Source organism: Streptomyces sp. MMG1121, from assembly GCF_001280015.1.
Taxonomy (GTDB): domain Bacteria; phylum Actinomycetota; class Actinomycetes; order Streptomycetales; family Streptomycetaceae; genus Streptomyces.
The window spans coordinates 89656-103897 of record NZ_LGDV01000186.1; the positions used below are offsets into that span (position 1 = coordinate 89656).

Below are 14242 nucleotides of genomic sequence, written 5' to 3' on the forward strand. Positions count from 1 at the left end.
CGGGCGCGAACCGGAGGCAGGAGGTAGCGCATGTGCGGCATCACCGGATGGGTGTCCTACGACCGTGACCTGACCACCGAGGCCACCACATTGCATGCGATGACCGAGACGATGGCCTGCCGTGGCCCGGACGACCGCGGCACCTGGACCGAGGGCCCGGCCGCCCTCGGACACCGCCGTCTCGCGATCATCGACCTTCCCGGCGGACGCCAGCCGATGTCCCTGCTGACCCCCCAGGGAACCATCGCCATGGTCTACTCCGGGGAGGCCTACAACTTCACCGAACTGCGCCGCGAACTCGAAGGCCGGGGCCACCGGTTCAGCACCGACTCCGACACCGAGGTCGTCCTGCACGGCTACCTCGAATGGGGTGACGCGGTCGCCGAACGCCTCAACGGCATGTACGCGTTCGCCGTATGGGACGGCCGTCACGACAAGCTCGTGATGATCCGCGACCGTATGGGCATCAAGCCGTTCTACTTCTACCCCACCGCCGACGGCGTCCTGTTCGGCTCCGAGCCCAAGGCCGTCCTCGCCAACCCGCTGGCCCGCCGCCGGGTCACGCTGGACGGCCTGCGCGAGCTGTTCGTCATGATCAAGACACCTGGGCACGCGATCTGGGACGGCATGCGCGAGGTGGAGCCCGGCACCGTCGTCACCGTCGACCGCTCCGGTATCAGCACGCGTGTCTACTGGCGGCTGCGGACCCTCGCGCACACCGACGACCGCGACACCACCATCACCACCGTGCGCTCCCTCCTCGACGACATCGTGCGCCGCCAGTTGGTCGCCGACGTGCCGCGCTGCACGCTGCTCTCCGGCGGCCTCGACTCCTCCGCGATGACCGCGATCGCCGCCCGGCAACTCGCCGAACAGGGCGAGCAGGTCCGCAGTTTCGCCGTCGACTTCGTCGGCCAGACCGACAACTTCGTCGCCGACGAACTGCGCGGCACCCCCGACACGCCCTTCGTGCACGACGTCGCCAAGCTCGCGCAGACCGACCACCAGGACATCGTGCTGGACGCCCAGTCTCTGGCCGACCCCGCCGTGCGCGCCCAGGTGATCCGCGCCCGCGATCTGCCGGCCGGCTTCGGCGACATGGACTCCTCGCTGCTGCTGCTCTTCCGCGCCATCCGCGAGAAGTCCACGGTGGCCCTGTCCGGCGAGTCCGCCGACGAGGTCTTCGGCGGCTACCTGCAGTTCTTCGACGAGGAGGCGCGCCGCGCCGACACCTTCCCCTGGCTGGTGCGCTTCGGGCAGCACTTCGGCGACGACAGCGACGTCCTGCGCGGCGACCTGACCAAGTCGCTCGACCTGCCGGGCTACATCGCCGACGGCTACCGGACCGCCGTCGCCGCGGTCGACCGGCTGGACGGCGAGAGCGACTTCGAGTACCGGATGCGGCAGATCAGCCATATGCACCTGACCCGCTTCGTACGCGCCCTGCTCGACCGCAAGGACCGGATGAGCATGGCCGTGGGTCTGGAGGTCCGGGTGCCGTTCTGCGACCACCGGCTGGTCGAGTACGTCTACAACGCCCCCTGGGCCCTGAAGTCCTTCGACGGCCGGGAGAAGAGCCTGCTGCGCGAGGCGGCCGCGGACGTCCTGCCGCGCTCGGTGTACGACCGGGTGAAGAGCCCGTACCCCTCCACCCAGGACCCGCTGTACGCCGTCGCCCTGCAGGAGCAGGTCAAGGACCTGCTCTCCCGGCCCTCGCACCCGGTCTTCGACCTGGTCGACCGCGACCGGGTCCGGCAGGCCGCCGAACGCGAGACACCGGTCAGCACCCAGGTGGCCCGGCGCGGTCTGGAGCGCACCCTGGACATCGCGGGCTGGCTGGACGCCTACACCCCCGAGGTGGTGCTCAGCTGAGGCCGATGGCCCGGTCCGCGGCCGCCGCCGTGGGCTGCCACCACGTCGTCACCGGCTCCCACACCAGGACCCGTGTCCCGGTGCCGAGCCGGCCAGCCGTGAAGGAGCGGCCCCGGTGCGCGGCCGAGGCGGCCACGGTGAGGCTGTCCGTCCGGCGGGCCTCGCGGTCCGCCGGGTCGGCGATGGTGCGCACGTCCGCGTAGACGGTCGCGCCCGCCGCGAGCCGGTAGCCGCCGGTGCTGCCCGCCGGCACCGGCAGCGCCGCCCCGTCCAGGTTCCCGAAGGTCACCGTGGGCACCCGGTCCACGGCGCACGCGCGGGCGCCGGGGTTGGCGACGCTCATGCGCACCACGGCCGGGTCCCCGGGCACGGCCTTCGCCCGGACCGTCAAGGACGCCTCGGCGCAGCGGACGGGCCGCGCCCGATCCGTGGGGGCCGTGGCGGTCGTGACTGCGTGGCTCGGCTGTGCGGCCAGCAACACGGCCGCCGCGGCGACGGGTACGGCGAGGGCGGCGCGGATGCGCATGATGGTCTCTCCCTGTGGTGGTCACGTACGGGGTACGGCGGCCGAAGTGTCATCAGTCGTCGGTGGTCGTCGTCACGCTCCAGTCGCCCCCGTCGGCCGGGCAGGAGCTGCCGCTCGGGGGCAGGGAGCCGTAGAGCAGGAAGTCGTCGGTCTCGTGATGGACGCACATGGAGGAGGCGTACCCGGTGTGGCCGTCACCCTTGTTGTCGAGCACCACCGCCGACGGCCCGAGCCGCGCGGCCGTCTCCACGGTCCACCGGTACGGCGTCGCCGGATCGCCGCGCGTGCCCACGAGCAGCATCTTCGCGGTGTCGACGTTCTTCACCCGGTCGCGGATGAAGTCGGTGCCCCTGGGGCGGCCGTAGCACATGAGCAACTGGGTGAGCCGGTAGCGGCCGAAGACCGGGGAGGCCTGCTCGTACGTGCCCAGCAGGTCCTTGAGGTCCTTGGTGAGCCGGGCGCCGTCGGGCCGGTCGGGGTCGTCCGCGCAGTTGATCGCCGTCAGTGCGGCCGGCAGGTTGTCCGCGGGGATGTCCTGCGGATCGACCAGGCCGCCGTCCTTGCGGGGTCCGGCAGGGGAGGTCGCTGCCGTTGCCTTCACCGCCGCCGTGCCCGGGCGGAGCGGCAGGCCGACGCCGTCGGCGGCGAAGCTCAGCACGCCCCGGGTGTCGTCGTCCTGGACCAGCGAGGCCAGCGCCCGCTCCAGCGAGGGCCACAGCTGCTTGCTGTACAGGGCCTGGCTGATGGCGCCCACCAGGTCCTGGCCGGAGAACGAGGCGCCGAAGTCCGTGGGGGCCGGTTTCTCGTCGAGCGCGTTCACCAGCCGGACGATCCGGTCCCCGGCCGCGCGCCGGTCCTGGCCGAACGGACAGGCGACGTCCGCCGTACACCAGTCCAGGAAATCGTCCAGCGCGGTCTGCTGCCCCGCGGCCCCCGCCGCCCCCTGGGCGGACAGCGGCTCGGTCAGGGTGTCCACGCCGTCGAGGGCGAACCGGCCGACCTTGTGCGGGAACTGTGCCGCGTACACCGCGCCGAGCCGTGTTCCGTAGGAGAAACCCAGGTAGTTGAGCTTCTTGTCGCCGAGTGCCTGGCGGATGACGTCCAGGTCGCGGGAGACGTTCACGGTGCCTATGTGGGCCAGTACCGGGCCGGAGTAGCGGGCACACTCGGCGGCGTCCTGCCGCACGCGTTGGAGCAGCGCCTGCGGATGACTGAGGTCGGCGTGGTCGTCCGTCGTGCCCGAGGGCTCGTCGCCACCCTCACCGCAGCTGACGGGGGAGGAGCGGCCGACCCCGCGCGGGTCGAAGGTGACCACGTCGTATCCGTTGGTCAGATCCATGAACTCCTTTCCGTCAGCGGCGAGTTCACTGATGCCGGGCCCGCCGGGACCACCGAAGTTCAGCAGGACCGAGCCCTGTGACGCGCCGGTGGCCCGGTAGCGGGCCAGGGCGATGTCGAGGGTGCCCGAACGGGGCCGGGCGTAGTCGAGCGGGACGGTGACCTTGGCGCACTGCAGGTCCTTCGGCATGTCCGTGCCCTTGCAGGGCGACCAGGTCGGTTGCTGCCGGTAGAACCGGGACAGGTCGGGCTGCGGCCGCTCGGCGGCGGCCGCGGGCAGCCCGGCGCCGAGCAGCGCCAGCGTGAGGACTCCGGCACCCGCGCAGCGCCGCACGGCGGGCCGTGTGGTCAGCTTGGCCAGCATCGATCGCCTCCCGGGACGCCTGTCGCGGACCGGGCACGGCGCCCTCGGATCACCATAAGCGGGCCCCGGAGCGCCCGCCTCCGGACGAGCGGGACGCTGTCCGATGCCATACGCTTTGCACTTTTTACGCCCTCTTATTGATCATTGAGAGGCTTTACGTGCGGTTCGATAACAGTGTCGCTCGACGGGGTGAAAGACCGATAAGCCATAACTCGCATGGTTCGCCTGCGTTCTACGGGGTGCGGGTGACTGCCCGCTACGACGTCTGGAAGGCAGGGAACCCTATGAGACGGGCAACCCGAAACGGAGTGATCGCCCTCGCCGCCGCCTCCGGAGCGATGGCCGTGACGCTGCCGGTGTCGGCCGCGTTCGCGGCCGACGGCGCGGATGCCGACGGCACCGCGGCCGGCTCGCCCGGGCTGATCTCCGGCAACGGCATCCAGCTCCCGGTGCACGTGCCGGTGAACGTGTGCGGCAACACCGTGAACGTGGTGGGGCTGTTGAACCCCGCGTCGGGCAACGCCTGCGCGAACCGCGCCGCGGGCAGGAGCGGGGCGTCGGCGTCCGGCGGCGCGTCCGCCCACGGCGGCACGAAGGACTCGCCCGGGGTGCTCTCCGGCAACGGCATCCAGCTCCCCGTGGACCTGCCGGTGAACGTCAGCGGCAACAGCGTCAACGTGGTCGGCATCGGAAACCCGGCCACGGGCAACCAGTCGGTCAACGGCCCCGTCGAGCACCCCCGCACACCCCGGCACCCGCACACCCCGGCCCCCACGCCGCCGGTGCCCGTGCGGCACCGCCCGGCCGCGCCCGAGCCGACGGTGTCCTCCCTGGCCCACACCGGTGCCGACGCCACCGTCCCCGCCGTCGCCGGCAGCGCCGCGTTCCTCCTCAGCGGCGCGATCCTCTACCGCCGCTTCCGCCCGGGCCGCTCCCGCTGAACTCCCCCCACCCGCAAGGCCCCACCGGACGCCGGCCCGGTGGGGCCTCGCCGCGACGCGGTAGGTTGATCCGGTGACGGACGGCATACGGGGGCGGTGGCGGGCGCTGCCGCGCTGGGCCCGCCGGGTTCTCGTGGTCTACGCCGCCGGACTCGTGGAGGGGACCGGCGACCACGCCGTCGTCCTCGCGCGCGGCGGACCGCACGCCTACGCGGGCTTCGGCCCGCCGCCGCTGCAGGTGTTCTTCGTCGCCCTGGTCGTCCTCGACCCGCTCGCCGCCGCCCTGACCCTGCGGCTACGGCCCTCGGGCATCCGGCTGGCGGCCGGGGTGATGACGCTGGACGTCCTCGCCAACTGGTACGTCAACCGGGCCTGGGTGAAGGCGAATCCCCAGGAACTGCTGCAGCCGGTGGGGCTTTTGCCCATCACCCTCTTCGGGCTGTTCGTCCTCGCGACGGCGCTGCCGCTGCTCCGTACGGTCGCCGGTGGCGCAACGGCCGATCTCCCCGTGGCGCGGCCCCCGTCGATCCGGAAGGATGCGGCACGGCAATCCGGTCCCGACGGAAATGGAGCTCACCGATGACCCCTGCGGCCCCCCACGACCTCGTCGTCACCCAGGCCACCCTCGCCGACTGGCCGGTGATCGCCGGGTGGGCGGCGGCGGAGGGCTGGAATCCCGGGGTGTGCGACGGGCCCGCGTTCTTCGCTCAGGATCCCGCCGGGTTCTTCCTCGGACGGATCGACGGGGAGCCGGTGTCGGCCATCTCGGTCGTCACCTACGGCCCCGACTACGCCTTCCTCGGCTGCTACCTGGTCCGCCCCGATCTGCGCGGCCACGGCCACGGCCTCACCACCTGGAAGACCGCCCTGGCCCATGCCGGGAACCGTACCGTCGGCCTGGACGGAGTCGTCGCCCAGCAGGACAACTACCGCCAGTCCGGCTTCGAACTCGCCTACCGCACCGTCCGGTTCACCGGCACCGCCCCCAAGGACGAGTCGCCCGCCGGCGTCCGGCCGGCCCGTTCCGCCGACCTCGCCGCGATCACCGCCTACGACGGCGTCTGCCAGCCGGCCGACCGGCCGCGCTTCCTCGCCGAGTGGCTCACCGGCCCCGGCCACCGGGCCTTCGTCCGCCACGACGGCGAGCGCCTCACCGGCTACGGCGTGCTCCGCCCCGGCCACGACAGCCTGCGCATCGGCCCGCTGTTCGCCGACACCGCCGAGGACGCCCGGGCCCTGTTCGCCGCCCTCACCGCCGAGGCCGCCGGACGCGAGGTCGCCATCGACGTGCCCGAACCGAACGCGGCCGGCGCCGTCCTCGCCGAAGAGGCCGGATTCCGCGCCTCCTTCGAGACCGCCCGCATGTACACCGGTCCGGTCCGCGCGCACGCCCGGCACCGGGTGTTCGGCGTCACCAGTCTCGAACTGGGCTGAGTGGCAAGGGAGTTACGACCGGAAACGGCGCCGGTGCAGCTCCCGCACCTGCTCCACCAGCTCCGGCACCGGTCCCTCCACGGTCACGCCGGGCGCGACCTCGTGGACGGGCAGTGGCCGCACCGGAGCCTCAGGCACACCCCACTCGGCCAGCCAGCGGGTCAGTTGAGCGGCGGAGGCGACGTACACGATACGGCCGAGCCCCACCCAGGCGTGCGCGGCCGCGCACATCGGGCAGTGCTCGCCGGAGGTGTAGACGGTGGCCCCCGCCCGCTCCTCGGGCGTCAGACGCGCGGCCGACCAGCGGGCCAGCTCGTACTCGGGGTGGCGGGTGTGGTCCCCGCCGGCCACCCGGTTGCGGTCCTCGGCCCGCACCGTGCCGTCCGCCGCCACGAGCACCGACCCGAAGGGCTCGTCACCGGCGTCCAGCGCCTCGCCCGCCAGCTCCACGCAACGGCGCAGATGCCGCAGCTCACTGTCCTTCACCATGACCCACCGACCTCCTGACGGCATGATCTCCGGCGGTGCATGGTACGGCCACCCGGCCGGGCCCGGCCGGCTGGTCCGCCTCCGGGGCGACGGCGCGCCGCACGGCCGGGAAGGCGTGGCGGCGGCCCGCCGCGACCGTCGTGAGCGCCAGCACGACCGGCACCAGCGCGGTCCACGGCAGGGCGCCGGCGCCCCGTGCGTCCAGCGCCACCCCGCCGGTGAGCGAGCCGGCCGCGATGCCCGCGTTGTAGACCGTCGTCTGCAGCGAGGTCGCCACATCGGCGTCGGCCGGGCCCGAGGCGTCGACCAGCGCGGTCTGGATCAGTGTGGGCGCCCCGCCGAAGGCGATGCCCCACAGGGCGACCGCGCCGACCAGCACCGCGTGGGCTCCCGCAGCCAGGCCCAGCACCAGCAGCACGCCCGTGAACACGCCGAGCGCCACCAGCAGCGTGCGGCGCGGCCACCGGTCGATCAGCACCCCGGTGAGCCAGATCCCGGCCACCGTGGCCGTCCCGAACACCGCGAGCAGCAGGCCCGTACGGGCGTATCCCACATGTGCGGCGAACGGGGCGACGTACGTGTACATCACCTGGTGTCCCAGCAGCAGGAACAGGGTCACGGACAGCACCGGGCGGATCCCGGGGCGCCGTGCGACCCGGCCGAGCGGCACGCGCGCGTGCCGCGGTTCGCCGGGGAAGCCGGGCACGCGCAGCCGTATCCACACCACGAGCAGCACGGCGAGCACGGCCAGCGTGCCGAAGGCCGCCCGCCAGCCCACGGCACCGGCCAGCGCGGTACCGGCGGGCACCCCGAGGGACAGGGCGAGGGTGATCCCGGCGAGCACGATCGCGATGGCCCGACCGCGTCGCTCGGCCGGCACCATCCGGGCCGCGTAGCCGGCCAGCATGGCCCACAGCGTGCCGCCCATCGCCCCGGCCAGCAGGCGGGCGGCGAAGGTGAGCGGGTACGACGAGGACAGCGCGACCAGCGCGTCGCTGACCGCGAACCCGAGCAGCGCCCCGCACAGCACCGGCCGCCGCGGCAGCCCGCGCAGCGCCGCGGTGACCGGGACCGCGGCCACGAAGGACGCGGCCGCGTAGGCGGTGACGAGGAAGCCGATCCGGGATTCGGCGACCCCCAGCGGCCGGGCCATCGAGGGCAGCAGCCCGGCCGGCAGGAGTTCCGTCATGACGGCGGTGAACGCGGCGCAGGACAGGGCGAGCAGCCCCGGCCACGCCAGTTGACCGCCCTTGACCTGGGATGACGTAGAGGACGACGTGGAAAACACTGTCATGCGACCATGGTCGGAGCTTCACATCAGTGTGAAGGTCAAACATGTGTCGGGAGACCATATGCGGATCGGTGAACTGTCGCGCCGCACGGGGGTCCCCACCCGGCTGCTGCGCTACTACGAGGAACAGGATCTGCTCCACCCCGAGCGCGCCGACAACGGCTACCGCAGCTACCCCGAGTCCACGGTGGCCGACGTCCAGCAGATCCGCGGCCTGCTCGACTCCGGGCTCACCACCGAGATGATCCGCGCGATCCTGCCCTACCTCTCCGGGCCCGGCGAGCTGCACCCGCCCGCCGAGTGCGTGAGCCCGCAGACGGCTGACCTGCTCCAGGGCCACATCGACCGGATCCAGGCGCGCATCGACTGCCTGGCCCGCAATCGCGACCGGCTCAGCGCCTACCTCGCCGTCGTACGGCCCAACGCGCGGTAATCCCGTTGCCCGGCCGGAGCGGACCTGCTCAGCTGGACGCATGGATCACACAGCGGTACTCGCCCTCTACGACCGGGACGTGCGCGAGCACGCCAGGCCCGACGGGTCCGGTGCCCGGGTCGAACGCGTCGGCGCGGTGGTGCGCCAGGTCGCGGACGCGCAGGGCTGGAACGGCGTGCTCTGGAGCGACGTGGACGAGGCGGGCGCCGACCGGGCGATCCGCGACCAGATCGCCCACTTCACCGGACTCGGCCGGGACTTCGAGTGGAAGCTCTACGGTCACGACCGGCCGGCGGATCTGGGCGCCCGGCTCACGGCCGCCGGTTTCCGCGCCGAGCCCGAGGAGACACTGCTCGTCGCCGAGGCAGGCCGGCTCGGACCGGACGCCGAACCGCCCACGGGCATCCGGCTCGTGGAGGCCTGCGACGCGGCCGGCGTCGACCTCGTCGTGGACGTGCACGAGAAGGCCTTCGGCACCGACGGCACCCGGCTGCGGCACCGGCTGCTCGCCCGGCTGGCCGCCGATCCCGACACGGTCGTCGCCGTGGTCGCGCTCGCCGGCGCGGAACCGGTCAGCGCCGCCCGCATGGAGTTGGTGCCCGGCACCCCGTTCGCCGGGCTGTGGGGCGGCGGCACCGTCGAGGCCTGGCGCGGCCGGGGCATCTACCGCGCCCTGGTCGCCCACCGGGCCCGCGTCGCCGCCGCCCACGGCTACCGCTATCTCCAGGTCGACGCCTCACCCATGAGCCGCCCGATCCTCGAGCGCCTCGGCTTCCATGCGCTGAGCACCACGACGCCGTATCTCTACGGCGCCTGACTCAGCGGCGGGCCCGCGTCCGGCGGTCCAGCGCCGCGATCCCGAGCGCGGCCAGGCCGATCTGGATGAACCACTCGATCCAGTCGGGCCCCTTGGTGTCGGCGACCCCGAACCCGGCGGCGACGGCCGAGCCCAGCAGCGCGGCCACGATGCCGACCACGAGCGTCCACAGGATGCCGATGTGCTGTCGCCCGGGGACGACCAGGCGCCCCAGGAGACCGATGATGAGTCCGATGACAATGGCGCTGATGATGCCCGAGATCTCCATGTCCACCCCTTTTGGTGTTGCCTCCCGATACCTTCTGCCCACCGTGAGCGGAGGCACTCCGCACCGGTTCATTGCCGGGACTTTCTGTTCACCGGCCCTTCATGCCATGTACCTTTCAACAAATCGACGCGTGTAGAACCCTCAATCCGGTTCTACGCGCGCAGACTTGGCGCCCGCACCGCCTCTCCCCACCCCTCACGGAGGTTCGCCGGATGCTTGGATCCAGGAGATCCCGCCGCAGACTCACCACCGCCCTGGCCGGATTCGGGCTGCTCCTCACCGGAGCCGCCGTCCAGGTCGGCAGTGGCAGCACCCCCGCCCACGCGGCGACCACGCATCGCGTCCTGTTCGACAACGCCCACGCCGAGACGGCCGGCAACGCCGACTGGATCATCTCCACCAGCCAGCCCGACCCGCTCGGCCAGGACTCCTCCCCGTCCGCCGAGACGGACTGGACCGGCGCCCTCTCCTCCTGGGGTGTGGCGCTGCAGAAGACCGGCAACTACAGCCTGAAGACGCTGCCTTCGGGCTCCAGCCTCAGCTACGGCGGCTCGTCCTCGACCGACCTGTCGAACTTCGACACGCTGGTCCTGCCGGAGCCCAACACGCTGTTCACGAGCGCCGAGAAGACGGCGATCATGAACTTCGTGAAGAACGGCGGCGGTCTGTTCATGATCTCCGACCACACCGGGGCCGACCGCAACAACGACGGCAAGGACGCGGTCCAGATCCTCAACGATCTGATGACGAACAACAGCGTCGACTCCACCGACCCGTTCGGCTTCTCGATCGACTCGCTGAACATCGCCTCCGGCTACCCGGCCGCGATCAGCGACAGCACTGACCCGGTCCTGCACGGGTCCTTCGGCACGGTCACCAAGAGCCTCATCGCCAACGGCACGACCGCCACCCTCAAGCCCGCCGACAACTCCGCCGTCAAGGGCCTGGTCTACCGGAGCGGTTATTCCGGCAACACCGGTGCCTTCTTCCTCACCAGCACCTTCGGCAGCGGCCGCGTCGCCTTCTGGGGCGACAGTTCCCCGATCGACGACGGCACCGGCCAGTCCGGCAACACCCTATACGACGGCTGGAACGACTCCGGCGCCACCAACGCGGCCCTCGCGCTCAACGCCACCGAGTGGCTCTCCGGCGCGAGCGGCAGCAGCGGCGGGGGCGGAGGAGGCGGCGGCACCGGCACCTGCACCGCCGCCCAGCTCCTCGGCAACAGCGGCTTCGAGTCGGGCAACTCCACCTGGAGCGCCACGAGCGGTGTCATCACCAACTCCACGAGCGAGGCGGCCCGTTCGGGCTCGTACTACGCCTGGCTCGACGGCAACGGCACCGCCACCACCGACACCCTCTCCCAGTCGGTGACCGTCCCGTCCGGCTGCACCTCGGCCAAGCTCGGCTTCTACCTGCACATCGACACGGCCGAGACCACGACCAGCACCGCCTACGACACGCTCAAGGTCCAGGTGCTGAACAGCTCCGGCACGGTCCTGGGCACCCTGGCCACGTACTCGAACCTCGACGCGGCCTCCGGCTACACCCAGCGCAGCCTCGACCTCAGCAGCTACGCCGGGCAGAGTGTCACCCTGAAGTTCACCGGTACCGAGGGCTCGAAGTACCAGACGTCGTTCGTCATCGACGACACCGCGCTCAACGTCGCCTGAGCCGGACAACCGCGCGGGGGTGGGCCGACCGGGCCCACCCCCGCCGTCGTCATCCCGCCGGAACCGTCCGCTCCGGCGTGTTCCAGCCGGAGACCCGCACGCCCGGTGCCGAACCGTGCAGATCGGCCGTCCGGCAGTCGGCGGTCAGCGTCACCGACTCGCCCGGCCACAGGCTCACCTCGTTGTCCGACCAGCGCACCGGAAGCACCGGCTCGCCCCGTGCGTCCACGAGATGCACGTCCGTCAGCAGGGCCGGGGTCTTCCCGCTCCCGGTGTTGCGCAGGGTGACCGTGGTGGTCGTCGTGCCGTCCGACGACTGGGTGTCCGCCGTGGCCGACACCGGCACCTGCGCCATCGAGGCGAGCCCCGTGAGATCGGCGTAGCCCGTCGTCGGGGTGTAGTACCAGGTGGTGCCGGACCAGTCGAGGGTGTCGGGCCGGGTGGAGAGCCAGTACACGTTCCGGCTCACCTCCTTGCCGTCCGCGTCCGTCAGGACCAGGCGCAGCAGATACGTCGTCGACAGCCCGCTCGCCGAGGCCGGCAGGGTGAGCGGGGTGGTGTGTGCGCCGTCGCCGGTCACCGAGACACCGCGCACCGACGTGTCGTACTTCTGTGTGCCGTCGGGGTTGAACAGCGTGGCCCGTGCGGTCAGTCCGCGGACCGCGTCGTGCCGGTTGTTCACGACCGCGACCGAGCGGTTGTCGTACCCGTACTGGATGTGCAGCGGCTCGTTCGCCTTCTTCGCGCCGAAGTAGGATCCGCCCTGGTCGAGATAGCGGTCCGTCAGCTGCCAGTGCAGGGACGTCCAGCCGCTGTTGAACATCCAGTGGATGACCCCGGTGGCGGGCTTCGAGGAGTCGGTCGCGCCCCGCTCGTACGCCTCGAACTGGGCGCGGACGTTCTCGTACTGGGCCAGCTGGGCCTTGCGCACATAGTCGGCGAGGCTCGTCGGGGCGCCGTAGCGGCCGGTGAGGGCTTTGTCGTAGATCTTGAGCGTGCCGAAGACGGGCGACGGCGAGCGGTGGTACTGCTGGGCGGCCGGGTCCTTCCAGAGGGTGTCGAGTTCGGCCGGGGTCAGCATGCGGCGCAGGGTGTCGAGGGTGGGGATGCTCGGGCCCGCACTGGTCTCGGAGTTGAAGCCGGTGGCCCCGCCCTCGCGCTTGGCGTACCAGTAGCCCGGCGGCACCCAGTCGTACGGACCGGTCATCTTCATGCCCGAACTGCCCAGTTGGGGAGAGGAGTTGTCGGAGGCCGCGGAGACCACCGGGGCGGTCCAGTCGGCGGCCTTCAGGGCGTCCAGATACGTCTTCTCGATCTTGGCGTCGGGGGCGAAGTCGCTGCCGATCAGGAAGGAGATCACGCTGGGGTGGTCGCGCAGCCGGGCGGCCTCGGCGGCCATGGACGCCTTCGCCACCGGATAGTCGGCGTCGGTCCACGGCTCCCCGGGCTCGTTGGTGCCATTGACGTTGCCCTCCCACTTGTCGCAGCACTCCCAGCCCGGCAGGGTGAGCACGCCGTAGCGGTCGGCCAGGTCGAAGAACTCGTCCGGCTCCAGATGGCCCTCCAGACGGATCGTGTTCAGACCCAGGTCGACGGCGTACTTCAGCCGGTCCTCGGCGTAACGGCTGTCCCAGCGCAGGAACTCGTCGGGCGACCAGCCGCCGCCCTTGATCAGCAGCTTGCGGCCGTTGACGCTGTACTGGCGGGCGCCGTCGGCGTTCAACGGGGCCCGGACGTCGCGGATGCCGAAACTCTCGTGCGCGGTGTCCGACGTCGCGGCGGCGACGGACGCGGTCAGATCGAGGCCGTACAGCGGCTGTTGGCCCATCCCGGCCGGCCACCACACCTTCGGCGCCCTCAGGTGCAGGGCAGGGGTGTCGGCGGGGGAGAAGGTGACGGTCTTCGTCTCGTGTGCGGCGAGCGGGACCTGTCGGGTGAAGCGCGTCCGGCCGATGGCGCCGGTGATCTCGGCCGTGACCGGTGCGCCGGTGTCGTTGCGGGCCTCGGCCTTCACCGTCAGGTCGGCGGTGGCGAGGGAGGGCAGGGCCAGCTTGGTGAGCACGTGCGCGTCGCGCAGCGCGACCGGGCCGCCCCTGCGCACCAGGACGTCCCGGACGATTCCCATGTTCCGGTCGGGCGGCGGCTGGAGCCAGTCGATCCAGCCCATGGTCAGATCCTTGTCCGGGTCGTTGGGCCGGATCCGGAAGGCGACCGTGTTGGTGCCCGCCGCGACCAGTGGGGTGACGTCGAGTTCGTGGTGGGTGGAGGAGCCGGTGACGTCCTTGGCGGTCGCCACCTGGTGGCCGTTGACGTAGACGTCGGCCGCCGAGACGACTCCGTCGAAGTCGAGATAGGTGCGCCGGGCGGTGTCCGGGACGGTGAAGTCGGAGCGGTACCACCAGGGGACCTGGAAGTCGGCCTTCGGGATCTTCTGCTGGTTGGCCGAGTAGAACGGGTCGGCGTAGACGCCGTCGGCGAGCAGCGCGGCCAGCACCGTGGAGCGGGGGCCCGCCGGATACCAGCCCTTCGCCGGATAGCCGGGCGAGGAGACGGCGGCGGCGGAGTCGGTGACCTTCGCCGAGGACTGGATGGCGTATCCGGTGAGAGGCGTGCCGGTGCCCGCGACGGAGGGGACGTGGGTGACCCGGGCGGGCCGGTGCCGCGGCGCCGGCTGCCGGGCACCGGCCCAGGCGCCGGCGGTCAGGGAGGCGAGCAGGCCGAGGGCGAGCGCCGTGACGGCGTACCGGCGGGCGGGAGCGGGGCGAGGGAACACGGGGCTTTCTCCAGCCTCGTAAA

13 protein-coding genes are annotated in these 14242 nt (G+C 72.0%); 7 read left to right on the plus strand and 6 right to left on the minus strand.

Going from position 1 to position 14242, the window contains the following annotated elements:
• Positions 1 to 30 precede the first annotated feature (30 nt).
• Entirely contained in the window at positions 31 to 1872 is a 1842-nt protein-coding gene (gene asnB / locus ADK64_RS17130) for an asparagine synthase (glutamine-hydrolyzing) (protein ID WP_053659811.1), read from the plus strand.
• On the opposite strand, the gene ADK64_RS17135 is transcribed toward asnB, so the two are convergent.
• Positions 1865 to 2398: a DUF4232 domain-containing protein gene (locus ADK64_RS17135; RefSeq protein WP_053659813.1), complete on the minus strand. Its 534-nt coding sequence runs from the start codon at positions 2396 to 2398 to the stop codon at positions 1865 to 1867. The genes asnB and ADK64_RS17135 overlap by 8 nt on opposite strands.
• A 52-nt stretch (positions 2399 to 2450) precedes the next feature.
• Entirely contained in the window at positions 2451 to 4100 is a 1650-nt protein-coding gene (locus ADK64_RS17140; protein WP_053659815.1) for an alpha/beta hydrolase, read from the minus strand.
• 284 nt (positions 4101 to 4384) lie between these two features.
• Here ADK64_RS17140 and ADK64_RS48675 point away from each other — a divergent pair, with 284 nt between their 5' ends.
• From ADK64_RS48675 to ADK64_RS17155, 3 genes are all read left to right on the plus strand, one after another.
• Positions 4385 to 5041, plus strand: coding sequence for a chaplin (locus ADK64_RS48675; RefSeq protein WP_199829637.1), 657 nt, complete (start codon positions 4385 to 4387; stop codon positions 5039 to 5041).
• 73 nt (positions 5042 to 5114) lie between these two features.
• Positions 5115 to 5624 (plus strand): hypothetical protein, encoded by a 510-nt coding sequence (locus ADK64_RS17150; protein WP_063789913.1) that lies wholly within the window; start codon positions 5115 to 5117, stop codon positions 5622 to 5624.
• Complete coding sequence (locus tag ADK64_RS17155; protein WP_053659819.1) at positions 5621 to 6475, plus strand: GNAT family N-acetyltransferase; 855 nt, start codon at positions 5621 to 5623, stop codon at positions 6473 to 6475. Before ADK64_RS17150 ends, ADK64_RS17155 begins: the two co-directional genes overlap by 4 nt.
• A gap of 12 nt (positions 6476 to 6487) precedes the next feature.
• On the opposite strand, the gene ADK64_RS17160 is transcribed toward ADK64_RS17155, so the two are convergent.
• A complete protein-coding gene (locus ADK64_RS17160; RefSeq protein ID WP_053659821.1) occupies positions 6488 to 6964 on the minus strand; it encodes a nucleoside deaminase in 477 nt (158 codons plus the stop codon).
• Positions 6948 to 8258 carry an MFS transporter gene (locus ADK64_RS17165; RefSeq protein WP_053659823.1) on the minus strand — a complete coding sequence of 437 codons (1311 nt, stop codon included), beginning with the start codon at positions 8256 to 8258 and terminating at the stop codon, positions 6948 to 6950. Before ADK64_RS17165 ends, ADK64_RS17160 begins: the two co-directional genes overlap by 17 nt.
• Positions 8259 to 8316: 58 nt before the next feature.
• Here ADK64_RS17165 and ADK64_RS17170 point away from each other — a divergent pair, with 58 nt between their 5' ends.
• Together ADK64_RS17170 and ADK64_RS17175 are read left to right on the plus strand one after the other, a co-directional pair.
• Entirely contained in the window at positions 8317 to 8688 is a 372-nt protein-coding gene (locus ADK64_RS17170; protein WP_053659825.1) for a MerR family transcriptional regulator, read from the plus strand.
• A 40-nt stretch (positions 8689 to 8728) separates the two neighbouring features.
• The gene (locus ADK64_RS17175; protein WP_053659827.1) at positions 8729 to 9505 is read left to right on the plus strand and encodes a GNAT family N-acetyltransferase; all 777 of its coding nucleotides are present in this window, start codon (positions 8729 to 8731) and stop codon (positions 9503 to 9505) included.
• 1 nt (position 9506) lies between these two features.
• On the opposite strand, the gene ADK64_RS17180 is transcribed toward ADK64_RS17175, so the two are convergent.
• Complete coding sequence (locus ADK64_RS17180) at positions 9507 to 9773, minus strand: GlsB/YeaQ/YmgE family stress response membrane protein (protein ID WP_053659829.1); 267 nt, start codon at positions 9771 to 9773, stop codon at positions 9507 to 9509.
• 212 nt (positions 9774 to 9985) lie between these two features.
• Between ADK64_RS17180 and ADK64_RS17185 the strand changes: the two genes are divergently transcribed.
• Entirely contained in the window at positions 9986 to 11446 is a 1461-nt protein-coding gene (locus ADK64_RS17185) for a hypothetical protein (protein ID WP_053659831.1), read from the plus strand.
• 49 nt (positions 11447 to 11495) lie between these two features.
• Here the strand turns inward: ADK64_RS17185 and ADK64_RS17190 are convergent, their stop codons facing one another.
• On the minus strand, positions 11496 to 14219 hold the full coding sequence (locus tag ADK64_RS17190) for a glycoside hydrolase family 2 protein (protein WP_053659833.1): 2724 nt from the start codon (positions 14217 to 14219) through the stop codon (positions 11496 to 11498).
• Positions 14220 to 14242: the final 23 nt, after the last annotated feature.

Bases quoted from the DNA above. Each gene is read 5' to 3' on its own strand.
- asnB (WP_053659811.1), top strand. From the start codon at position 31: ATGTGCGGCATCACCGGATGGGTGTCCTACGACCGTGACCTGACCACC.
- ADK64_RS17155 (WP_053659819.1), top strand. From the start codon at position 5,621: ATGACCCCTGCGGCCCCCCACGACCTCGTCGTCACCCAGGCCACCCTC.
- ADK64_RS17175 (WP_053659827.1), top strand. From the start codon at position 8,729: ATGGATCACACAGCGGTACTCGCCCTCTACGACCGGGACGTGCGCGAG.
- ADK64_RS17160 (WP_053659821.1), bottom strand. From the start codon at position 6,964: ATGGTGAAGGACAGTGAGCTGCGGCATCTGCGCCGTTGCGTGGAGCTG.
- ADK64_RS17165 (WP_053659823.1), bottom strand. From the start codon at position 8,258: ATGACAGTGTTTTCCACGTCGTCCTCTACGTCATCCCAGGTCAAGGGC.
- ADK64_RS17140 (WP_053659815.1), bottom strand. From the start codon at position 4,100: ATGCTGGCCAAGCTGACCACACGGCCCGCCGTGCGGCGCTGCGCGGGT.
- ADK64_RS17135 (WP_053659813.1), bottom strand. From the start codon at position 2,398: ATGCGCATCCGCGCCGCCCTCGCCGTACCCGTCGCCGCGGCGGCCGTG.
- ADK64_RS17180 (WP_053659829.1), bottom strand. From the start codon at position 9,773: ATGGAGATCTCGGGCATCATCAGCGCCATTGTCATCGGACTCATCATC.
- ADK64_RS48675 (WP_199829637.1), top strand. From the start codon at position 4,385: ATGAGACGGGCAACCCGAAACGGAGTGATCGCCCTCGCCGCCGCCTCC.
- ADK64_RS17185 (WP_053659831.1), top strand. From the start codon at position 9,986: ATGCTTGGATCCAGGAGATCCCGCCGCAGACTCACCACCGCCCTGGCC.
- ADK64_RS17170 (WP_053659825.1), top strand. From the start codon at position 8,317: ATGCGGATCGGTGAACTGTCGCGCCGCACGGGGGTCCCCACCCGGCTG.